The organism is Anaerovorax odorimutans, from assembly GCF_024459955.1.
Lineage (GTDB): Bacteria > Bacillota > Clostridia > Peptostreptococcales > Anaerovoracaceae > Hominibacterium > Hominibacterium odorimutans_A.
In genome coordinates, this window is sequence record NZ_JANFXK010000001.1 from 43,193 (window position 1) to 64,164 (window position 20,972).

Consider the following 20,972-nt stretch of genomic DNA (forward strand, 5'->3'; position numbering starts at 1 on the left):
CCTCTAAGAACGGTAGTCCCCGTTTATTTTAACATAATCATAGGTCAAATCACAGCCCCATGCGGCGGCGCTTTCTTTTCCCTGATTCAGATCCACATAAATTTGAATTTCTTTTTCCGAGAGAATTTCCGCCGCTTCCTCTTCGCTGTGAGGGTAAAGCGCGGAATGTTCGCAGACTTTTACGATTCCCTTTGCCGACCCCATTTCCACGGAAATATCATCGGCGCTGAAATCCGCCTGGGCATAACCAAGGGCGCAGAGGACCCGGCCCCAGTTGGCATCTTCACCAAACATAGCCGATTTGAGCAGGTCGGAGCTTATGACAGACTTTGAGAGAATTCTGGCGGTCTGCTTATCGGGAGCACCTTTTACCTGACATTCGATCAGCTTTGTGGCGCCCTCCCCATCGGCAGCCAGCTTCTTGGCCAGCACTTCCGTAACCATGTTCAGAGCCCGGCAGAATGTTTCAAAGGCCGTTCCCTCTGCGGCAATTTCCCGGTTGCCGGCCATGCCGTTGGCCATAATGGCCACCGTATCGTTGGTGGAGGTATCGCCGTCCACACTGATCTGATTGTAGCTGTCTTTGATGTCCTCAGAAAGCGCCTTTTGCAGCATACCGGCGGAAATGGCAGCGTCTGTAGTTATAAAGGAAAGCATGGTCGCCATATTGGGGTTGATCATTCCGCTTCCTTTTGCTGCGGCCCCGATCCTGCAGATTTTTCCGTCCAGTTCAAATTCTACGGCGCACTCCTTGGAAACGGTATCCGTCGTCATAATGGCTTCCGCAGTCATCGTTCCTCCTTCATAGCTGAGCGCTTTTACCAGAGGGGGCATCCCCTTTTCAAAGGGTTCCATGAGAAGCTCTTCCCCGATAACGCCGGTGGAACAGACAATGATATCCGCCGGGTCCGCACCGATGTGCTTCGCTGTCAGCTCACAGGTTTTCTCTGCGATTTCAACTCCGTTGGGAGCACAGGTATTGGCATTTCCGCTGTTGCAGACGATCGCTTTCGCCTTTCCGTCCCGCAAGTGTTCTCTGGTCACTGCGATGGGCGCTCCTTTTACTTTATTCTGTGTGTAAACAGCTGCTGCCGCACACATCTCATCACTGACGATCAGCGCCAGATCCTTCTTATTTATATCCTTGCTCCTGATTCCGCAATGTACGCCGGCGGCCTTAAATCCCTTGGGTGCGCATACCCCTCCATCTATGTATTTCATTCTTTCTCCTTCCTTTTATAGCAACCCTGTCGTCTCATCAATTCCGATCATAATGTTCATGCACTGCACCGCTGCTCCCGATGCTCCCTTTCCCAGATTATCCAGACGGGAAGCCACCAGCACCTGTTCTTCGTTTCCGCAGACAAAGATCTCCATCATATTGGTTCCCGCCAGCGTGTTGGATGCCAGAAAACCGTCGGGCAGAGTTTCGGTGCCGCCTGTTTCCCGGACCTTGACAAAATTACTGCCTTCATAATGAGCTGCCATGATCTGGCGAATATCCTCCGGCGCGCACGATTTGGCTAAGCATCTGGTGTGCAGGGGGACGGAAACGACCATGCCGCTGTAATAGTCATCCACAATGGGATTGAACATCGGCTTGTATTTGAGTCCGCAGATTTTCTGCATTTCCGGAAGGTGTTTGTGACCCTGTCCCAAGGCGTACTGCCGCGGAGAATAGCATTCCTCCGGCTTGTCCGGGCCCTCCATAACCGCGATCATTTTTTTGCCTGCTCCGCTGTACCCTGAGATACCGTGGCAGGTGACCGGATAATCGACTGGCAGAATTCCCGCTTTTACCAATGGATATACACATGCGATGAAGCCGCTGGCATAGCAGCCCGGTACAGCCACTCTCCCTGAGGTCTTGATGCGCTCTCTGTGCTCCGCCGAAAGCTCGGGGAATCCGTACGCCCATTGCGGGTTCGTTCTGTGGGCGGTGGAAGCGTCTATAATCTTGGTGTGTTCGTTGTCTGCCAGGGAAACGGCCTCTCTGGCCGCGGCATCCGGCAGGCAGAGAAAGGTGATATCCGATTGGTTAATCAGCTTCTTTCGCTCTTCCGGATCCTTGCGTTTTTCTTCGTCAATATGTAAAAGTTCCAGGTCCTTTCGGCCGGCAAACCGTTCATGAATCTTCAGGCCGGTGGTCCCTTCACCGCCGTCAATGAATATTTTGTATTTCTGACTCATCTGTCATCTCCTTGTCGTCTTTTTTTGCTTTACCCCATTAAAAAATATACATCCTATAATAAACCTTTCTTCCATAAAAATCAATAGTTTTTTGGCATTTTTATTATGGTTAATGTATATTTATTCGCATTTGTATGTATATACGCTATTTTTCAACGTTTTGTCCGGTTGTTTGTGAATATATCACAAGTTTCACTATGTAATTTTAGGTATTCAGTCTAAAATAATCTACTATTTTTCCATATAGTAACAACACTTTTATTCTATTATACTGGGAACACGGCTCTAGTCATTTATGATTATCAATTTTACTTTGATGCGCTAAATGGACAAATCATTTGTGGATCTTTCCCTCAAAAAGAACAGTAAAAGCGGATCTTTTTTCAACGATTTCCAGCCTTGCCGGTCAAGTTCATGGGAAAATCCAGAGCAATTAAATTGGTAAAACCCGCAAACCCACAAATTCCGTCCGCTTCCGGCCGGTTATAAGGCAAAAAGCGCCACATTATTTGGCAGAAACGAAAACCTCGCTTGACTATATGTAATTTTTTATTTATAATGTAATAAATTTACAATCACAAGGAGGATTATCATGTTTTCCCAGATATCATTGCTACAGGCCCTGGAGGCCCAGCAGTCCCGTACCCGCATATTGATACAGCAGCTGGAAGCTTCGCGCGCCCGCCTGCCCAAGGGACATTTATGCTGCAAAGGCGACGGCAGATACTACCGGGTGATCCACTGTAATGGCCGCCGGGACTACATTGCCCTGCCTCAGCATATGGCCAGTTCTAAAACCCTGGCCTCTCAGCTGAAAAAGAAACGGCATATAGATAAAGCCCTGCCAATTTTAAAGAACAGCCTCCGGTGCTTTGATACGTTTCTGAAAAGCTTTCATATCTATGATGGCTCTGTTTTGTCCAAAGAACTGCCTTCCCATTACCGTGATTTTGATTATTCCGACCTGCTTTTTCCCGGCGATGTCAACCCGGCGGTATGGGGTGAGCAGGCTTATGCCCATAACACTGCGCATCCGGAAGATTTAATATATTCTTCGGAAGGCGGCTTGAAAACCCGTTCCAAAGCTGAGGCGGATATCGCAACCGTTTTAGAGCGGCGCGGCTTTGTTTTTCACTACGAACCAAAGCTGAAATTGGGAAAGCATATTTATTATCCGGACTTTCTCATCGTTCACCCGTTCCACCGGCGGCTGATATACTGGGAGCATTTCGGCAGCATGGATAACCCTCCGTACGCCAAAGCCACGATGGAAAAACTCCGGGTGTACGCACAGAACGGATACACCCTTGGAGACAACCTCATCATGACCTGGGAAACCTTGGATTCTCCCCTTACTTTTCCGCATATAAACGACCGCATCCGCACTTATTTTTCCTGAAAAGCTAAAAGCCGTCCGGCCCGACGGTAAAACTCGGGACAGACGGCTTTGTTATTCTCTTGTTTGCCGGCGTAAATTGTGTTCATTTGCTTTTTTTATTTAAAGCGTTAAATCAAATCCGGCTCTTTCCTGTGTAAATAAGCACCAAAGCGGATCTTTTTTCAACGTTTTCCAACCTTGCCGCTTAAGTTCATTGTGAAATCCCGGCAAATCAAAGGGGAAAAACCCGCAAACCCACAAAATTCGTCCGCTTCCGGCCTAGCGCAAGGCAAAAAGCGCCAGATTGCTCCTGTCACAAGGCAAAAATCTCCACATTATCCCGCCTCCGGCCCCAGCTCCGGATCCGCTCCGGCTCCACCTCCGCAAGAACGGAGCACCGCCGAAAAATCAGTTACCCCAATTTCTTAATTTCCCGCTGCAGCCTGCTGATGATTTTCTTTTCCAGTCTGGAAATATAGGACTGGGAAATTCCCATGCGGTCCGCTACTTCCTTTTGGGTCATCTCCTTGCCGCTCACCAGGCCGAAGCGCATTTCCATGATTTCCCGTTCCCGTCTGTTCAGCTTGTTCATGGCGTAGTCCAGCAGACTCTTGTTGACTTCCTCTTCAATGTGGGTATAAACCACATCGTTGTCCGTACCCAGAATATCGGAAAGCAGCAGCTCATTGCCGTCCCAATCCACGTTGAGCGGCTCATCCAGAGAAACATCGCCCTTGGTCTTATTATTGCGCCGAAGGTACATGAGAATTTCATTTTCTATGCACCGGGACGCATAAGTAGCCAGCTTGATGTTCTTATCCATTTTAAAGGTATTGACCGCTTTAATCAGGCCAATGGTCCCGATAGATATCAGGTCTTCCACGTTAATCCCCGCATTTTCAAACTTCTTTGCTATGTAGACTACCAGACGCAGGTTATGCTCGATGAGCAGCGCCCTGGCCTCTTCGCTCCCGGCCATGAACTCCTCCAAAGCCTTGTGCTCCTCCTTTGAATCCAGCGGCGGCGGCAGCACGTCGCTTCCTCCGATATAATGGATATCGGGAATCTCTTCTTTGCCTCTGAGAAAGTTTTTGAGAGCCTCACAGCCTTTTTTCAATTGCTCCCGGAACGTCCTCACGCTCATAAAATGATCATTCTGCATTCTCTAATGCTCCTCCCTCTATAATCTGCTGCTGCAATAGTACTTCGTAGGCTTCTTTCCCTTTCCAGCAGGCAAAATCTTCTTTGCTGATAGCCAGAACGATCTTTTCGATGGGCTTTCCCTCAACGATCACCCGGTCCGGCCGCAGTCCCTGCAGTATGCCCTTTTGCCCCACACTGCTGTATGGAATCACGCAGCTTCGATTCAAAGTAGAATCCTTCAGCTCATCTAAAATCCGCTGTCCGCAAGAAGCAGACAAAACCGCCGCCGGATTTCCCGACACGGGGTCCCGCAAAAAATTGCCCGTATCCACAAAAGCTCGCATTTCCCATTCTTTTTCCGCAATTTCCACTTTGATATCCGTAAATACCTTTTCTTTCGTAAGTTTTCCCCGTATGAATTCCGCCAGCCAGCTGCCCAGTACCCAGGTGACGAGCACTCCGGCCGCCACCTGCAGATACGTGATGCTGTGAAGATAAACGCTTCCATTGGCCGACAGGCCCGGAACCTTTGTCATGTACATGAGTCCAACGGTTATCCCGCCCATGAGGAAGCTGACTATGTAAAAAACCGCCACCGTCTTGAGATAGACCGGCCTGCCCCCATAGCCGAAAGCCGCTAAAACTACGGCCAGAGAGAAGATCAGCTTGCAGATCAGCGCTGCCGGCCATACCATGGGCACGAAGAGAACAAACGCATAAGCTCCGCACATCAGCGCCCCCAGGATCATGCCCGACTTCGCCCGTTTGCGGCCGCACAGTCTGCCTGTGAGGACCAGAATCACCAATCCTGTTATGAAGTTTTCCAGAAATAAATATTCCCCATATACGGTCAATGAAAAAACCTCCCTTGGACTCTTTCTTTCGATTATAGTCCTAAGGGAGGTCGATTCCTGTCAAAACGCAATGTCGAAAATTTTCTTTTTTCAGATCTCTTTTCCGTGGTATTTTCGGTAGATGTGGTACCAGAGATAGAGATTGGCTAAAATGATGAGGAAGGTCAGACCTGTTGCCATATTTGCGATCCTGTCAGAAAACCCTATATAAGATCTGGCTGCCAGCCAGCAGGCTAAGCAAACCAGCTCTGCCCCAAACGCAAAGGTGATAATACGTCTCAACCCTTTTTCTTTCGTCCGATCTGCCAGCGCCGCGCAGCCAAAGGCCATCGCGCACAGGTACAGCCCCGCGCCAATGGTCCCCACCGCCAGACTAATTGGAAACAGCACCGTTAATTCGCTTCCGGGAATCATGCTGCACAGAGCAACACCTGTCAGGATTAGAGGAATTGCCGCATAAGTCAGCTTTAGTTTTCGCGTAAGGAATTTGAGCTTTCGCGCCCCAATCAAACAGAGGATCCATCCAGGAATACTGAGAATCCAAGGGATCACGATGACCATTACATCAAGCGGCCACTCGTATCGCTTCAAGATAAACGCATATGCGTTGCAGAGAAGCCAGATCAGGGTTCCTGCAATCCCATATATCAGTCCTTTCAGGTTCAAGCCGGTGTTTTCCGCATTGATAATCGGCCCGATTTTCCCGCCGGCAAGCTTTTGTCTGTTTTCCTGGTCCGGCACTTCCAGCCAAAAGGCAACGCCATCGTTCTCATTTTGACAGCCGCAGATTCCCTTATGAATTAGGCTGGTGTTGCGCACAATGGCCAAGCCGAGCCCAGTTCCTCCGGACTTGTGATTTCGAGCTGAATCGCCTCTGTAAAAGCTTTCCCAGATTCGATTTTGCTCTTTATCGGAAAGCTGTTTTCCCCGGTTGTGGATCGAAAAGCGTATACCCTTTTCCCCTTTGTCAATGGAAATGCGGATGTTACTGCCTTCTTCCGCATGAGTAATGGCATTGAGCAGCAAGTTGCAGATACTCTGGCTCACCAGCTTTTCATCGGCCAGAATTCGCCATTCCTCCTGTGAGTCCAGCTGAACCTTCAGGTTCTTCCTCTGCGCCAGAATCGTTGTGCGTTCGATTACTCTCTGCGCGATACCCGTCAAAGAAATCATGCTCAGCTCCAGCGGATAGGTCCCCGCCTCCATCTTGGACAGGTCCAGCATACTGACGACCATAGCGTTCATACTGTCCGTTTCCTCAATAATCGTATTCAGATATTCTTCCCGTTTTTTGCTGTCCTGCTCTTCCAAAAGGACCTCGCTGTAATTTTTAATAATGCCCAGCGGGGTTTTCATTTCGTGGGCCATGGCATCGGACATCTGCCTCCGCTTTTTCTCCGCCTCGTACTGAGCGTCAAGGGTGCGGCAATAGCTGCCGATGAGCACCATGCCCACAGCGGCGCAGACCAGCATCATGAGAAAATCCAGCCACAGAGAGCTTTTCAATGCCTTTAAGGCAGGGTGATCGATAATACTGTACCCCAGCCAATAGTCGCCGTCCCCCAGCTGGACAAAACCTGCCTTTTCCAATTTCCACAATCCGAGCTTTGTATTTCCCAGATAGTGTTTCGCTGATTCGGCCAAATCATTTTGGTTCGCTGTAAACTCCGGAGCATTCTTTTCTAATATTTCCCAAGTCTCATCCCTCTGCTGCCAAGAACCGACATCAACCGAATCAATATCAAAGAAATCCAGATTCAGTGTGGTCATCTTCTTCCCCGTCGGCGGCTTATCCGATTTAAAGGTTTTCTCTTTTGTTACTTCTTTGTCTCCTTCCTCATCCAAATACTCCGTATAACTGATGCGGACACTGACCGGTTCGAAGAGCTCTTTTGTCTTATAACCCTTTACTTCCGCAAAGTCTCCTTTTTGGCTGGCCTGCTTCATCTCCTCTATCTGCTGCTGTGAAAACCAATCATCCAACACTACCACTTCATCTTCCTTAGAATAAAAAGGATCCGATAAAACCGTCATATTGCTTTCGGCTTTTTTCAGTCCTGTAACATTTCCCTGATCATCTTTTTCCGCCTGGTAAAGCAGCAGGGTATCCGTACGTCCTTCCGGGTCCCACATGCCCAGGCTTGAATCATACTGCCTCAAAACGGCATTGGCTTTGACCAGATTCATGCCATTTACCACGCCCTTACTGGACGATGTGGATCGGCAGCTGTCCAAGCTCTTTTCCAGTCTTTCCAATAGGTTATCGCTTTGCTGCGCCCCCAGCTCCATGTTTTGCCGTGCGAAATAGTAGGTTACGCTGCCCACAATCAACACATAAATCACCACAATCGCCGCCACGGTCCGGATCACAAAGCTTCGCTTCGCCCTATCCTTATTCATCTTCCACCTCCTGAAACTTGTACCCCACCTTAACAATGGTGCGGATACATCCCGCCCGGTGGCCCAGAGCCTGCCGGAGCTTTTTGATGGTGGTATCTACGGCCCTGTCATAGCAGAAGACATCCTGTCCCCACACATGATCGAGAATCTGCTCCCTGGTCAGAATGCGGTTTTTGTTTTCCATAAAGAACACCAGAAGATCGTACACCTTCGGCGGCATGGAAACGGGCTGGCCGTCCACGGTCACTTCCCTGGCCAGCGTATCCACCGATATGGCGCCCGACACCAGCCTGCCTGCCTCCGTCAGCTTGCCGCGGCTTCTTTCGATCAGCGCGCAGACCTTGGCGTGGAGCACAGGCAGTGAAAAGGGCTTGGTGACATAGTCATCCGCCTTCATCTGAAATCCCCGCAGCTGATCTTCTTCCGCAATGCGGGCGGTCAGGAAAATCACCGGCGTATCTTTCTCCCGCCGAATGGCTTTGCAGACGGAAAACCCGTCCAGCTCCGGCATCATTACGTCCAGAAGGACAACGTCAAACTCTCTTTCCCCCATGAGTCTGAGCGCTTCCATCCCGTCTGCCGCTTCCCATACCGCAAATTCTTTTTTCAGAAAATAGTCCCGAATAATCAGACGCATCTTCGGTTCGTCTTCTGCTACAAGCAGGTTATACACAAATACACACCTCCTACAGTCTCTATTCTACAGATCCGTGTGTCCTTTTTATGTCGTCAGGGAAGGATATTTTCGCCGCAGCTGTGCCAGCACGCACATCAGCCAGATAGTCAGAAAAACATACAGCATGATAAATACGTTCAGTATAATATCCCAAACGCCCAGTCCGGTCCCACCGATCAGGTCCCACACCATATTGGCGACAACCGCGATGGTATAGATCCCGGCAAAAGCAACCGCACGTTTGGAAAAATAAGTTACCCAGGTGCCACCCAGGATTTCTCCCGCACCTACCAGCACATGGACATACACCTGCAAAGTAACCGCGGCCACCAGAAAACCGAAGATAAACCGCAGGCTCCAGGGCATGAAAATATTCACCTCTAGCAGGTTGGGAAGGAATTCCGTTTCCTGTAAAAACCAGACAACAATGCCTGCCTGCGCCCAGCGCCGGGCCAGCAGAAAGCGGCGGCAATCCGATTCGCTAAAGATGAGTCCCGCGCCACTGATGCAGCAGCACAGACCAATGATCCCGAATAAATTCAGAGCAGCCGGATCATCGCTGCCTCCCCATAACAGCATAAAAAACGTTCCCCAGAAAAGCCTTCTGTAGCCTCTATTCATCGATATCGGATTCATCAGATCACCCCTCTTCCTTTCAAATAGGACAGGGTTTCGAAAAAGGAAGGTCCCTCATACATATCGATATCTGCATCGAAGCTTCCCAGAGTCTGGGTATAGCTGCGGCCATTTGAGGTTTTGCAAGTGACCCTGATGGTCGGCGCATAGAAGGTAAATGGCTGTTCCCCAATGGTCAGGGCGAAATCCAGCTGATAATCCTTTTTTATAAGCTGATCTTTCACATCGCTGAACTCTTTTTTGTTGACCTTAAGCTGAGGGTCTTTCAGCTCGGGACCGCATTCAAAAGCCTGAAGCGTCAAATCCGTCTTTGTCCTATAGCTGGCCCGGTATGCCCCGTTGTCTTTATACGTGTCACCGTTATTTTCCAAAACCTGTTCCGCTTCGTCGGCCTGAGGATAAAGCACGATTTTTCCGATATCAAAGGTCTGCTGGGTATCGTCATCGTAGAAAATCGTCGCCGTGGTCAGGGTTATCGGCTCCTGCAGCCCCGGAAAAGGCTCTTCATCTTCCATCAGAGAAATAGATACACTTTTCAGGGTGTAATAATCGGTCCGCGTGTCGTCGCCTTCCTCCTCATCCGGCATATCGACATCGGTCATTATCAGTTGGGGAAATTCCTTAAAGGAAATCTCCTCAATATGATGCTTTCCGGCTTTACACCGGATATAAGGAATTCTGAACAATTCCTGATTCATGGTCAGCGCCTCTTCACCGGCATAAACCGGATGGGCGCCGTAGACCTGGCACGGCACCGGGTAATCGACCCGCAGATACTGGCTGAGGGCAAAGAGGATTACAGCAACTGCCGCAATCACCCCCAGACAAATGGCCACCATCCTCGTGGCCGGTTTCATTACATCCATTTCCCTACTCCTTTCATAATTCCCAGCAAGCAGCCGTCACCGCTCATCCTGCAGGTTTCTGAGGTTTTTCATCCGCTTTATCCGTCGGTACGGCAAAGCATTTCAGGCAACTATTAAGATTTTCCATCATCCAGATCTGAAGGAAAATCTGGATAATGGCAGCGATTATGCTGCCGTTTACCAGCACTAGCACCATCATAGCCAAGGTAAGCGCGCACATCAAAACAGCGTACAGATCGGCCGTTTTTTTCATCTTTTCATAGAAGGCCGGGAGCAGCGTCCCCGAACCGACGAGAATCTGGGGGTAAATCCAGATCAGCAAAATTTTACCGCTCACTACTTTGGCCATTTCCAGCACCACCCAGTCCACGGCTGTGATATTGAGTACAAAGAACACCGCATAACAGGCCCCCATGGCCCAGGCGCCCGCCTCCGCGGCTTTAAAGTGCCGGTTCTTCGTTTCTATGCGCAAATTTTGGGTGCCGACAAGCATCAGAATGATGAAAACGATATCCGTTGAAATCTTGAATATCCCAAATTGGAGGCTAAACTCAAACATAGAAAAGAACGTGGCCCAGAAAATAGTGCTATAGGCGGTATGAATTATTTTCACATCCATCACAGCTCACCCCTTTCCTTTAAAAGCGCTGCTGCCTGCGTAAAATACAGGACCTCACCGACGTCCTGATATTTGTTATTTCCGCCGGGAGGATGAAAGGTAATGGGATCCACTTCGATTCGCTCTTCGGATTCGTTCTCATAACGGATCACAGCAGTCTTGACAGTCACCGGACTTTTGATCGTTTTGAGGAACTCCAGAGTCTCCGGACCGATGTTCAGATCGATCTGACCGCCCCGATACACCCCCATTCTCCTTCCAGGCAGAACCTCATTTGACCCCAATTCACTGTAAAAGTCATACCATTCTCCCTCTTGTCCGGGCCACAGATGGATTTCAGGCGCTTCCGCAAAGGTCACGTCTGCGAGACGCCGGGTATCTCCTGCATTTGTCAGAAAGAAAAAACCTATATCCGATTGATACAAATCCTCGTCATCCCACTCCTCTTCCTCATCGGCATCAGCCGCCTCTCCCTCGGGCAGTTCCAGGGAAAACTCTGTCTGACGCGGAATCAATACGGTTTTATCCAAATGGAAATAGCCGATAATACAAAAACAAATAATCGCTCCCAAAGCGATTATTCCTATACAAACTGCCGCCACTTTTGTGGCAGGTCTCGTAATTCCCATATTCGCTTCCTCCTTCATTGATTTTCAAACACACTTTTTCATATTTTACCATGGGAACCACCCACATTCAAGGAAGAAGGCTTTGGGACCGGTCGGGATTCCAGAGCAGCGGTCAATTTAACAGAAAAAAAGAGCCGGTACCGTCAAAGGATACCCGCTCTCAATAGGATTCTTATTCTTTGTGTCTGTGAAAAACACTCCACGTACATAAAGCCTGTCTTATTTTGCCTGAACCTGCTTAGCAGTTTCACACAGCTGTGCGAAAGCCGCAGCGTCGTGAATTGCCATTTCGGACAGCATCTTTCTGTTGATTTCGATGCCGGATTTTCTCAGGCCGTCCATCAATCTGCTGTAGGAGATGCCGTTCATTCTCGCACCTGCGTTAATTCTTGCGATCCACATACGTCTGTACTCTCTCTTCTTGTTCTTTCTTCCAACGTACGCGGAACGCAGGGCTCTCATAACTGCCGGATTAGCAGCTTTGAACACCTTGCTCTTCTGACCATAAAATCCTTTGGCCTGCTTTAAAATCTTTTTATGTCTCTTATGCGCGTTTACGCCCTTTTTTACTCTTGCCATGTTTCTTACCTCCTAACTTACTTGCTTAAAACAGATTTGATTCTCTTCAGATCTGCGCTTGTCAAAGTTGTAGCTTTTCTCAGTCCTCTTTTTCTCTTAGGGCTCTTCTTTGTAAGAATATGGCCTTTATATGCCTTGTTTCTCTTCACTTTACCGGAACCGGTTAACTTAAATCTTTTGCATGCGCCTCTGTGAGACTTCATCTTGTTCTTTGCCATGGTGATCTTCCTCCTATGTTAAATTTCAATTTGTTTCTATTTATCCGTCTTTGGTGTCAGAATCATAATAAGGCTCCTTCCCTCAAAGGAAGGCTTCTTTTCGATTTCACTAATGTCCTCAACGACCTGGGCAAAACGTTTCATTACATCCATGCCCTTGCTGGTGTAATCCCTCTCCCTGCCTCTGAACCTCAAGCTTACCTTGACCTTATCTCCGGACTTTAAGAATTTGGCCGCGTTCTTTGCTTTGACCTCGATGTCATGTTCCTCGATAAAGGTACTCAGTCTCACTTCCTTTACCTGTGTTGTCTTTTGCTTTTTCTTCGCTTCCTTTTCTTTTTTCTGCAGTTCGTACCTGTATTTACCGTAATCAAGGATCTTGCATACCGGCGGCTTTGCCTTTGGGGCAACGTTTACCAGATCCATTTTTCTCTCCGCAGCCAGATCCAGTGCTTCGCTTCGGCTTATAATACCCAGCTGGGTACCGTCGCTGTCGATAACTCTCAGTTCTTTATCACGAATTTCTTCGTTGATTTGGTTTTCCTTACTAATTGTCTTGTACCTCCATACATTAAAAAAAGCGGATAATCCGTTATCCGCTCCAAAAAGACACATTATGCGTGTGTTTACCTTTTATTTACCCTGACAGCGCGATTGCCGAAAAGGTGAGAAGCGGATGACTTCTTCTTTACTACCTGAATAATATATCAGAGATCCTGTCGGGTGTCAATGCGTTTTTTCAAATTTAACAGGGCTTGACCATGAAAATGAACCGCTTTTAAGAGAACTCATTCTATCCTGAATGTCCAAAAAATTCCAATCCCTGTTTTATGTTCCAAACGGCACTCTGAATCCACTTTGCCCACATACTTTTCTTAAATTATGCGAACCTCACAAACAATTTCAAGGTTTTTGGGAATCAAAAGCGCAAATTAATCTATACATTTGTCCACATAAAAGCAAGCTAATTTTTTTCAAGTTTTAAATACGATTATTTTGTGTTCAGGCTTGCTGCAAAAGGCGCCATGTGGAACATAAATTGCGATTTTTTTAATTTCGCCAGAGCAAAGTTCTGTATAAGAAAAAAAGAGAGCCGTTTTGCCGCCAGCTCCCTTTGCTTCAATTGATTTTCCGCTTACAGCTCTTTCTTCCAGAGTCCGTGCAGATTGCAGTATTCATAAACTGCTACCGGCTTGTCCTCGCCCAGGCAGAATACGGCTTTCGGCTCATCGGACGCAGTCAGCTTTCTCAGCTGGCAGCCCTTTTCTGTTTCCAGCAGAATCCACTGGATCAGATGCTCTTCGCTCATCGGATGTGTTACGGAACCAACATCTACTTTCACCTTGTTATCCGCCACTTCAACAACTGGAACGTGCTTTTCTGTAGCCGCGTCCGTGGTGTTGGCTTTCAGCTCTTCCATCGCTTCTCCGCAGCATACAAGAGGAACTCCCTTGTCGTCGATCAGCGTTGCAATATTTCCACAGTGGTTACATCTCAAAATTTTCATAATTTCATCCTCCTAAATTCTTATTTAAACATTTTTTCAATTGATTCTTTCGGCACCAGCCCTATAGAAGTATCTTTCGGCTGTCCGTTCTCAAATAAAATCAGCGTTGGAATACTCATTACCCCGTATTTCGCAGCCAGATCCGGCTGTTCGTCAATATTGAGTTTTCCTACTTTTATATCGGTATGTTCCTCGGCAATCTGATCCACTACCGGTCCCATCATTTTGCAGGGTCCGCACCAGGCCGCCCAAAAATCCACCAGAACCGGTCCTTCGGCTTTCAGAACTTCATTTTCAAAATTGTCTTTCGTAATCGTCTTTACCGCCATCTCTTCAACCTCCCGTCTTTTAATCTCACAACTTTATAATCTTATAGTACCCACATATTTACCTGTTAATCAAATTCTTTACATTAATATTTTTAAAATAGCCGATGATTTTTTCCTGAGCTTCTTCATAGACGCTGTGGACCGGGCAATACGCCGCTGCGTTCCTGCTGCAAAACCCATCGGATTCCATACAGCGGTTGAAGGCGATTTCCCCTTCCATAGCACGGATGATGTCGTAAAGGCTGATCTCTTCCGGCGGCAGTTTCAGGCTGTAGCCTCCCTGCTGACCCTTGTGGGTATCAATCAAACCCGCCTTTTTAATGGTACCTATGATGTTAATCAGATATTTTCGCGGAATGGCCATTTTCTCTGCAATTTCAGAAGACGCCACGATGCGGTCGTTTTCCGCTAAGTAAAGAACCGTTCTAATCGCGTAATCCGTCGTCAGTTTTAATTGCATATCCCTTCCCCTTCGTAAAAATCCCAAGCCTCCATCTAATTGCCACTATTCAAGTGGTATATTGATATTCTATACGCACTTCCCATGTCTGTCAACCAATAGTTACATATTTTATTGCGCCCATGTAACCGCAAAATGCGTATTTTGTGATACAAAATCGTATCATTGAACCTTGCGAAAAATTTCCCTACATTATATAATACATTTATTGATTGATACGTTTCTTTGTGGTCGGTGCGAAAGGCGGCGAAATGGAAAAATTTTTGGATACGCTTTCAGCCAGTGAGCTGATTCCTATTTTGAACAGTATTAATGATGCGATTTTTATCGACAGCAGCGACGGCTATTCCCTATGGTGCAATGAGGCCTGCGGTGAGCTGTACAAGGTCAATCCCGACGATATTTCCGGCATGCATGTTTCGGAGCTGGAGGAAGGCGGTGTATTTACGCCTTCCGTGGCCAAGCTGGTCATGGAAAAAGGCGAGGAAGTCACCATCATCCATGAAAACAAGGACGGCAAACAGCTTCTTTCCACTGGCACGCCTATCTTTGACCATACCGGTAAAATGAGTAAGATCGTCACCACTTCCCGGGATATCACCGAGCTTACCAGCCTGCAGAACCAGTTGGAATCCGTTCAAAAAACCTTGAAGCAGATTGAATCCTTAGAGAATTTTTCCAGCAGCCATATCGTTGCTTCCAGCCGTTCCATGCGCAACGTGCTGCAGCTGGCAAAACGACTGGCGTCTGTCGATTCAACGGTCCTGATTACCGGAGAATCCGGTGTCGGAAAAGGTCTCATCGCCAAGCTGCTTCATGAAAACGGCACCCGCAAGGATTATCCTTTTGTCACTGTCAACTGTGGAGCGATCCCGGAAAGCCTCATCGAATCGGAGCTTTTCGGCTATGAACGAGGGGCTTTCACAGGCTCCCGCGAAGAGGGCAAAAAGGGGCTCTTTGAGGCTGCCCAGAACGGAACCATCTTTTTAGACGAAATCGCAGACCTTCCGCTCAACCTGCAGGTCAAGCTGCTGCAGGTCATTCAGGAACGCGAGCTGACAAGAGTCGGAGGGGTAAAACGCATTCCCATTGATGTAAGAATCGTCTCCGCCACCAATAAAGAACTGCTCCAGCTTGTAAGAAACAATAAATTCCGGGAGGATCTGTATTACCGGCTCAACGTGGTGCCCATCAATGTCCCGCCGCTGCGTGAGCGTCCGGAAGATATTCTTCCCCTGCTTCAGGCCAACCTGAGCCAATACAACAAAAAACTCAATGAGAATAAAAAGCTGGAACCGGCGGCGCTCTCCGTGCTGCTTCGCTACCCCTGGCCGGGCAATATCCGAGAGCTGCAAAACATTGTGGAACGTTTGATTCTGACCACGAAGGACGAAATCATTACCGAAGATAAGCTTCCGACTTTTATCAAAAACTCGGCGCAGGCACAGCCACTGGACAATACCCAGACCCTTCCCCTGAGCACTGCTTTGCAGCGGGCGGAAAAGGAGATTCTCGCCAGAACGCTGGCCGAGTACAAATCCACCCGTGCGATGGCGAAAGTCCTGCAGGTCAGCCAGCCCACTGTGGTCCGAAAGCTTCATAAATATGGCCTCAGCAGCGGTGATACAAAATAGTATCACCGATACTTTTTTGTATCATGCTCTCAATCCATTGATTTTTCAATCTTTGTTTCCATTTTTTTCTGACAGCTCTTACTTTCGATACAATATTGTATCGAAAGTTTTGTCTTTTTTGCTCTTTTCCTGGCATTATCTTGCCGGCACCTTTTATGTATACATTATATTTTTTCTGCCCCTGTCCCATTAAAACGTTGGTATTTCAATGTTCTGGATTTAAAACAATTTGCGATTTCAGCACTTCACGGAAAATTCACACATTTATTATTTATTTTGGCACGCAGGTTGCTCTTATATATAGCCGTCAGCGGTTTTGTTGCTGACACTGAACCTAGTTTATTCTATTAATTTACAAGGAGGACTTAAAAAATGTCAATGAATGCACATGATTATGTAGCTGCTCTGGTTGAAAAAGGCAGAAAAGCACAGGCAATCGCTAACAATTTCACTCAGGAGGACGTTGATCTTCTGACTGCGGCTGTTGCTTACAACCTGACAAAGGATGGAAAAGCATTAAAGTATGGTGAAATGTTAGTTGAAGAATCCGGCATGGGTATTGCCGAAGACAAAGAGCAGAAAATGTACGGAAAAATCTGGGGTTCCTACATCCAGATGAAAGACCAGAAATCCGTTGGACTGCTGGACGACAATAAAGAGACCGGCATGCAGACATGGGCTAAGCCAATGGGCGTTGTTGCCGGTATCATGCCTGTAACAAACGGCGAAGCTACTCCTGTCGTAAAATCCAATATGGCACTGAAAACCAGAAACGCCATCATTCTTGCTCCACATCCAAAAGCAAAGAAAACCAACATGGCGATCGTTAATGATATCAGAGCTACCATCAAAAAATTAGGATATCCGGAAGATCTTGTTCAGACTGTTGAACCTGAATGGGTTAAGATCGAAGTTTCCAAAGAGCTGATGGCTCAGTGCGACTTCATCCTGGCTACCGGCGGCGAAGCTCTGGTAGAATCCGCTTATTCCTCCGGTACTCCGGCTATCGGCGTTGGCGTTGGTAACACCGTATCCATCATCGACGGAACAACTGACATGGCAAAGGTTGCTGAAATGATCGTTAAGTCCAAGGCTTACGACAACGCTACTTCCTGCTCAACCGAAAACAACATCATCGTTTTCGAAAGCTGCTATGATGAATTCGTAGACGAAATGGCAAAACACGGCGCAGTATTATTCAAGGAAGGTTCCGAAGAAAAAGCGAAGCTGCAGAAGACTATGTGGCCGAACACTCCGAACGATCACGTTCTCAACAGAGCCATCGTTGCTCAGAACGCAGAACAGATCGCTGCTCTGGCTGAAATCGACGTTCCTGCCGGCACAAAAGTTCTGATGGCAGAAGAACTGAACGGATTCGGTCTGGAACACCCGTTCACAGGCGAAAAACTGTCACCTGTTTCCGGTATCCAGAAGGCAAAAGACTTCGACGATGCTGTTGACAAGCTGATGAAAACATTAGATTACATGGGTAAAGGACACTCCTGCGGTATCCACACAACCAACGATGAATTGGTTGCAAAACTTGCTGCTGTAGCTCCTGTTACAAAGGTAGTTGTAAGCCAGCCTCAGTGTCTTGTAAACTCCGGCGGCTGGACCTGCGGATTCCCTGTTTCCATGACTCTGGGCTGCGCTACATGGGGCGGCAACAGCGTATCTCATAACGCTACATGGAAAGATCTGCTGAACTTCACTTATGTTTCCAGAGAAATTCCGAACTGGAGACCGGATCCAAACGAACTGTTCCCGGCAGACCTGAGAGCAAAAGTGGATGACTAAACCATCAAAAGCCAAATAATTTAAATTTGAGTGTTGGGAGAAGGAAAGCCTCACAACCTTTCCTTCTTCATATAAAATCCAAAAAAGGAGATTAAAAATGTCAGCAATTAAAGAAAAAAGTTTAAAATACAACCTGCATTCATGGAGCGCACAGGGTAATCTTAACCCGAAAGTTATTACAAAGGCAGAGGGTATCTATTTCTGGGACGAAGACGGAAAGAAATATTATGATATGTCCGCTCAGCTGGTAAACTCCAATCTGGGCCACGGCAACAAGGCTATCGTAAACGCAATCAAAGATCAGGCTGAAAAGATTCCGTTCATCGGACCGGGATTTGCTCTGGATGTTCGCTCCGACGCCGCAGAAGCTATCGTTGAAGCCTCCGGACTGGAAGGCGCAAAAGTATTCTTCACCAACGCTGGTGCTGAATCCAACGAAAACGCTATCAAAATGGCAAAACAGTACACTGGCAGATGGAAGATCTTCTCCCAGTACAGATGTTATCACGGTTCTTCCGCAGGCGCAGGTATGCTGACTGGTGAACCTAGACACTTTGCAAATGAGCCGGGACCTGCCGGATTCATTAAATATGATGGACCTTATGCTTACAGAGCACCTAAGGCCTGCAAATTTGAAACAGAAGATGATGTAGCTGATTTCTATCTGGAACTTCTGACCAATCAGGTTAAGTATGAAGGACCGGAAAGCATCGCAGCAATTTTCATGGAATCCGTAGTTGGTTCCAACGGAATCCTGATTCCTCCAGCTAAGTATGTAACAGGTGTAAGAGATCTCTGCACAAAATACGGAATCCTGATGGTATGCGACGAAGTAATGGCTGGCTGGTACAGAACCGGCACCTGCTTCGCATTCCAGAACTTTGGAATCAAGCCGGACCTGGTAACCTTTGCTAAGGGCGCAACCTGCGGTTACGTTCCTCTCGGCGGAGTTATCGTATCCGAGCCGATCGCAAAATACTTTGACGATCACAAGATGATGTGCGGTCTGACTTACAGCGCTCATCCAATGGGCTGTGCTGCTGCTGTAGCTACAATCAATGAGTATAAAAACCTGAACGTTGCCGAAAACGTTAAAAAACAGGGCAAGGTTTTAGGCGAACTGCTTGAAGATCTGAACAAAAAGCACGCATGCGTGGGCGAAGTTCGTTACATCGGTCTCTTCTCAGCATTTGAGCTGGTTAAAGACAAGGCTACTAAGGAACCGATCGTTGGCTTCAACGATGATCCGGACGGCCTGATGGCTAAGATCGTCGGCATGCTGGTTAAAGAAGGTTTCTGGACTTACTCACACGAGAACATGATTATCGTTGCTCCTCCGCTCATCATCACTGAAGAAGAGCTGAGAACCGCAATGGGAATCCTGGATAAAGTTTTAGATTCAGTTGACAACATGATTAAATAAATTCTGTTTGATCGTGTAAAGTACTCCTTGGGAGTGCCTCAGAGTTTTCTTTGAGGCACTCTCTTTTATTGCAAATAAACACCTGCTCTTTAAATTCCAGCCAGTCCTCCCTTTTCCTCCGCAAGCAGATGAACAAATCAGGAACATCTGTTTACATTTTGTTCTTTTTATGGTATCCTTAATTGTGAGATATGAGCTGCGGTAACTTTTGAAAAAATTGATACAAAGTACGCAAAGTTGTGGGTTTGCGGGTGCTCGAAACCGCAAAACATGAAAATTTGTGCTGGCGACCGTTTCGAAGGCCGCAGGATCGTTGAAAAATGCGTAACTTCTCGAAAAAAGTGGATCAAAGTTACCGGAATCGCTATTTTTATCCACATGCAGCAAAAAACCTGGTTCTTGTTGGGCTTTTTTCAAGGATACAGGGCATCTTGAACACAGAAACCCGATTAATATGTTGCTTTTCACAGGAGCAGAGGACGCAACCCTTGGAAATGCATCAACATATAGAGGCAAAACGAGTCCGTTGTTGAACAAAATACGCATATTGTAAAAAAATCACCTTCGGTGAGTTATTCGCGCATAGCGCTCATTTTCATATTGTAGATTTTTTTGAAATATAGGAAATGCCACGCATTCGATATTTCCTATATTATAAAAAACGTGTGCATGACGGAATCAAAGATTCCTATGCACACATGTCGCCCGCAAGGGGCGACGCTTTGCAATGTGCGTTCTTTGAAACTTCGTCAACATCGCCAAAGGCGATATTTCCTACGTTATTAAAAAAGCTGCGCTGTATGGCGGTAAATCGTATAATATAAATGAAAGAAACTCCGGGAGGGATGATATGTTAAAAGAACGCGAACAGAAGATTTTAAATTACATGAAAGAGGAAATTAAGCAAAAGGGATATCCCCCTACTGTGCGTGAAATCTGCAGCGCACTCAACATAAAGTCCACCTCTACCGCGCATAAGGATATCGACAGTCTCGTGAAAAAAGGGTATATTGTCAAGGACCCGTCCAAGCCGCGGGCGCTGATGGTAGTCGAACAGGACCCGGCGGCAGCGCCGCTACCTGATACCATGCCGCCCATCGACAATGCGCAGCGGACGGATGTAACCGATATTCCGGTAATCGGCCGCATTGCCGCCGGTACGCCGATTCTGGCTGAACAGAATGTAGAGGAGACCTTTCCCGTACCTTCCCGCTTTCTCGGTACCGGAACCAATTTTATGCTGACAGTCAAGGGCGAGAGCATGATCGAAGCCGGAATCATGGATGGAGACTACATATTAGTACAGCAGCAGCAGACTGCCAATAATGGCGACATCGTGGTCGCCATGGTGGACGGATTCGAAAGCGAGGCTACCGTAAAGACCTTTTACAGGGAAAACGACCACATACGGCTTCAGCCCGAAAACGCTTCTATGAGTCCGATCATCGTACAGGATGTTAAGATTCTGGGAAAAGTCAAAGGCGTATTCCGTTATTTTTAACGGACAGCAATCAGATAGTAGTTTTTCAGCGCGGAGCAATATCCGCGCTTTTATAATGGCGGAGTTCGATCAAATTTTTTATTGCCCGTATCGTGCATTTGGATGCCATTAGATGGCCAATCTCCTTCATTTA

At 47.4% G+C, this 20,972-nt stretch carries 21 protein-coding genes and 1 other annotated feature; of the genes, 5 read left to right on the forward strand and 16 right to left on the reverse strand.

The annotated features are described in order from the left end of the window. Positions 1 to 3: 3 nt before the first annotated feature. Positions 4 to 1,221, reverse strand: coding sequence for a bifunctional glutamate N-acetyltransferase/amino-acid acetyltransferase ArgJ (argJ, locus tag NE619_RS00215; RefSeq protein ID WP_256130358.1), 1,218 nt, complete (start codon positions 1,219 to 1,221; stop codon positions 4 to 6). Positions 1,222 to 1,236: 15 nt separating this feature from the next. After that, complete coding sequence (gene argC, locus NE619_RS00220; protein WP_256130359.1) at positions 1,237 to 2,190, reverse strand: N-acetyl-gamma-glutamyl-phosphate reductase; 954 nt, start codon at positions 2,188 to 2,190, stop codon at positions 1,237 to 1,239. Positions 2,191 to 2,782: 592 nt separating this feature from the next. Between argC and NE619_RS00225 the strand changes: the two genes are divergently transcribed. Continuing rightward, the gene (locus tag NE619_RS00225) at positions 2,783 to 3,589 is read left to right on the forward strand and encodes a hypothetical protein (RefSeq protein WP_256130360.1); all 807 of its coding nucleotides are present in this window, start codon (positions 2,783 to 2,785) and stop codon (positions 3,587 to 3,589) included. Positions 3,590 to 3,980: 391 nt separating this feature from the next. On the opposite strand, the gene sigE is transcribed toward NE619_RS00225, so the two are convergent. The 14 genes from sigE to NE619_RS00295 all read right to left on the reverse strand — a co-directional run bounded on the left by sigE (position 3,981) and on the right by NE619_RS00295 (position 14,484). Continuing rightward, a complete protein-coding gene (gene sigE / locus NE619_RS00230) occupies positions 3,981 to 4,730 on the reverse strand; it encodes an RNA polymerase sporulation sigma factor SigE (protein WP_256130361.1) in 750 nt (249 codons plus the stop codon). Continuing rightward, positions 4,720 to 5,565 carry a sigma-E processing peptidase SpoIIGA gene (locus NE619_RS00235; RefSeq protein WP_256130362.1) on the reverse strand — a complete coding sequence of 282 codons (846 nt, stop codon included), beginning with the start codon at positions 5,563 to 5,565 and terminating at the stop codon, positions 4,720 to 4,722. Before NE619_RS00235 ends, sigE begins: the two co-directional genes overlap by 11 nt. A gap of 90 nt (positions 5,566 to 5,655) precedes the next feature. Further along, positions 5,656 to 7,965, reverse strand: coding sequence for a sensor histidine kinase (locus NE619_RS00240; protein WP_256130363.1), 2,310 nt, complete (start codon positions 7,963 to 7,965; stop codon positions 5,656 to 5,658). Continuing rightward, entirely contained in the window at positions 7,958 to 8,638 is a 681-nt protein-coding gene (locus NE619_RS00245; RefSeq protein WP_256130364.1) for a response regulator transcription factor, read from the reverse strand. Before NE619_RS00245 ends, NE619_RS00240 begins: the two co-directional genes overlap by 8 nt. 48 nt (positions 8,639 to 8,686) lie before the next feature. Further along, complete coding sequence (locus NE619_RS00250) at positions 8,687 to 9,277, reverse strand: hypothetical protein (RefSeq protein WP_256130365.1); 591 nt, start codon at positions 9,275 to 9,277, stop codon at positions 8,687 to 8,689. Next, positions 9,277 to 10,143: a hypothetical protein gene (locus NE619_RS00255; protein WP_256130366.1), complete on the reverse strand. Its 867-nt coding sequence runs from the start codon at positions 10,141 to 10,143 to the stop codon at positions 9,277 to 9,279. Before NE619_RS00255 ends, NE619_RS00250 begins: the two co-directional genes overlap by 1 nt. A gap of 43 nt (positions 10,144 to 10,186) precedes the next feature. After that, positions 10,187 to 10,762, reverse strand: coding sequence for a hypothetical protein (locus NE619_RS00260; protein WP_256130367.1), 576 nt, complete (start codon positions 10,760 to 10,762; stop codon positions 10,187 to 10,189). Further along, a complete protein-coding gene (locus tag NE619_RS00265; RefSeq protein ID WP_256130368.1) occupies positions 10,762 to 11,391 on the reverse strand; it encodes a hypothetical protein in 630 nt (209 codons plus the stop codon). Before NE619_RS00265 ends, NE619_RS00260 begins: the two co-directional genes overlap by 1 nt. A gap of 219 nt (positions 11,392 to 11,610) precedes the next feature. Continuing rightward, a complete protein-coding gene (rplT, locus tag NE619_RS00270) occupies positions 11,611 to 11,970 on the reverse strand; it encodes a 50S ribosomal protein L20 (protein ID WP_256130369.1) in 360 nt (119 codons plus the stop codon). A 17-nt stretch (positions 11,971 to 11,987) separates the two neighbouring features. Beyond that, a complete protein-coding gene (gene rpmI, locus NE619_RS00275) occupies positions 11,988 to 12,188 on the reverse strand; it encodes a 50S ribosomal protein L35 (protein ID WP_256130370.1) in 201 nt (66 codons plus the stop codon). A 36-nt stretch (positions 12,189 to 12,224) separates the two neighbouring features. Continuing rightward, positions 12,225 to 12,803 (reverse strand): translation initiation factor IF-3, encoded by a 579-nt coding sequence (gene infC / locus NE619_RS00280; RefSeq protein ID WP_256130371.1) that lies wholly within the window; start codon positions 12,801 to 12,803, stop codon positions 12,225 to 12,227. After that, positions 12,755 to 12,883, reverse strand: a sequence feature (ribosomal protein L20 leader region). It overlaps the preceding gene by 49 nt. A 440-nt stretch (positions 12,884 to 13,323) precedes the next feature. Continuing rightward, complete coding sequence (locus NE619_RS00285) at positions 13,324 to 13,695, reverse strand: desulfoferrodoxin family protein (RefSeq protein WP_256130372.1); 372 nt, start codon at positions 13,693 to 13,695, stop codon at positions 13,324 to 13,326. 20 nt (positions 13,696 to 13,715) lie between these two features. Continuing rightward, entirely contained in the window at positions 13,716 to 14,048 is a 333-nt protein-coding gene (trxA, locus tag NE619_RS00290) for a thioredoxin (RefSeq protein WP_256130728.1), read from the reverse strand. Between the two features lie 34 nt (positions 14,049 to 14,082). Next, positions 14,083 to 14,484, reverse strand: coding sequence for an RrF2 family transcriptional regulator (locus tag NE619_RS00295; RefSeq protein WP_256130373.1), 402 nt, complete (start codon positions 14,482 to 14,484; stop codon positions 14,083 to 14,085). 251 nt (positions 14,485 to 14,735) lie between these two features. On the opposite strand from NE619_RS00295, the gene NE619_RS00300 reads away from it, so the two are divergent. From NE619_RS00300 to lexA, 4 genes are all read left to right on the forward strand, one after another. Continuing rightward, complete coding sequence (locus NE619_RS00300; protein ID WP_256130374.1) at positions 14,736 to 16,118, forward strand: sigma-54 interaction domain-containing protein; 1,383 nt, start codon at positions 14,736 to 14,738, stop codon at positions 16,116 to 16,118. A gap of 372 nt (positions 16,119 to 16,490) precedes the next feature. Then, positions 16,491 to 17,915 carry an aldehyde dehydrogenase family protein gene (locus NE619_RS00305; RefSeq protein WP_256130375.1) on the forward strand — a complete coding sequence of 475 codons (1,425 nt, stop codon included), beginning with the start codon at positions 16,491 to 16,493 and terminating at the stop codon, positions 17,913 to 17,915. Between the two features lie 76 nt (positions 17,916 to 17,991). Further along, positions 17,992 to 19,338 (forward strand): aminotransferase class III-fold pyridoxal phosphate-dependent enzyme, encoded by a 1,347-nt coding sequence (locus NE619_RS00310; protein ID WP_256130729.1) that lies wholly within the window; start codon positions 17,992 to 17,994, stop codon positions 19,336 to 19,338. 850 nt (positions 19,339 to 20,188) lie between these two features. Next, complete coding sequence (gene lexA, locus NE619_RS00315) at positions 20,189 to 20,839, forward strand: transcriptional repressor LexA (RefSeq protein WP_256130376.1); 651 nt, start codon at positions 20,189 to 20,191, stop codon at positions 20,837 to 20,839. Positions 20,840 to 20,972: the final 133 nt, after the last annotated feature.

Coding starts and splice junctions, on each gene's coding strand:
- argJ (WP_256130358.1), bottom strand. CDS start 1,221: ATGAAATACATAGATGGAGGGGTATGCGCACCCAAGGGATTTAAGGCC.
- argC (WP_256130359.1), bottom strand. CDS start 2,190: ATGAGTCAGAAATACAAAATATTCATTGACGGCGGTGAAGGGACCACC.
- NE619_RS00225 (WP_256130360.1), top strand. CDS start 2,783: ATGTTTTCCCAGATATCATTGCTACAGGCCCTGGAGGCCCAGCAGTCC.
- sigE (WP_256130361.1), bottom strand. CDS start 4,730: ATGCAGAATGATCATTTTATGAGCGTGAGGACGTTCCGGGAGCAATTG.
- NE619_RS00240 (WP_256130363.1), bottom strand. CDS start 7,965: ATGAATAAGGATAGGGCGAAGCGAAGCTTTGTGATCCGGACCGTGGCG.
- NE619_RS00250 (WP_256130365.1), bottom strand. CDS start 9,277: ATGAATCCGATATCGATGAATAGAGGCTACAGAAGGCTTTTCTGGGGA.
- NE619_RS00255 (WP_256130366.1), bottom strand. CDS start 10,143: ATGGATGTAATGAAACCGGCCACGAGGATGGTGGCCATTTGTCTGGGG.
- NE619_RS00260 (WP_256130367.1), bottom strand. CDS start 10,762: ATGGATGTGAAAATAATTCATACCGCCTATAGCACTATTTTCTGGGCC.
- NE619_RS00265 (WP_256130368.1), bottom strand. CDS start 11,391: ATGGGAATTACGAGACCTGCCACAAAAGTGGCGGCAGTTTGTATAGGA.
- rplT (WP_256130369.1), bottom strand. CDS start 11,970: ATGGCAAGAGTAAAAAAGGGCGTAAACGCGCATAAGAGACATAAAAAG.
- rpmI (WP_256130370.1), bottom strand. CDS start 12,188: ATGGCAAAGAACAAGATGAAGTCTCACAGAGGCGCATGCAAAAGATTT.
- infC (WP_256130371.1), bottom strand. CDS start 12,803: ATGTGTCTTTTTGGAGCGGATAACGGATTATCCGCTTTTTTTAATGTA.
- NE619_RS00285 (WP_256130372.1), bottom strand. CDS start 13,695: ATGAAAATTTTGAGATGTAACCACTGTGGAAATATTGCAACGCTGATC.
- NE619_RS00295 (WP_256130373.1), bottom strand. CDS start 14,484: ATGCAATTAAAACTGACGACGGATTACGCGATTAGAACGGTTCTTTAC.
- NE619_RS00300 (WP_256130374.1), top strand. CDS start 14,736: ATGGAAAAATTTTTGGATACGCTTTCAGCCAGTGAGCTGATTCCTATT.
- NE619_RS00305 (WP_256130375.1), top strand. CDS start 16,491: ATGTCAATGAATGCACATGATTATGTAGCTGCTCTGGTTGAAAAAGGC.
- lexA (WP_256130376.1), top strand. CDS start 20,189: ATGTTAAAAGAACGCGAACAGAAGATTTTAAATTACATGAAAGAGGAA.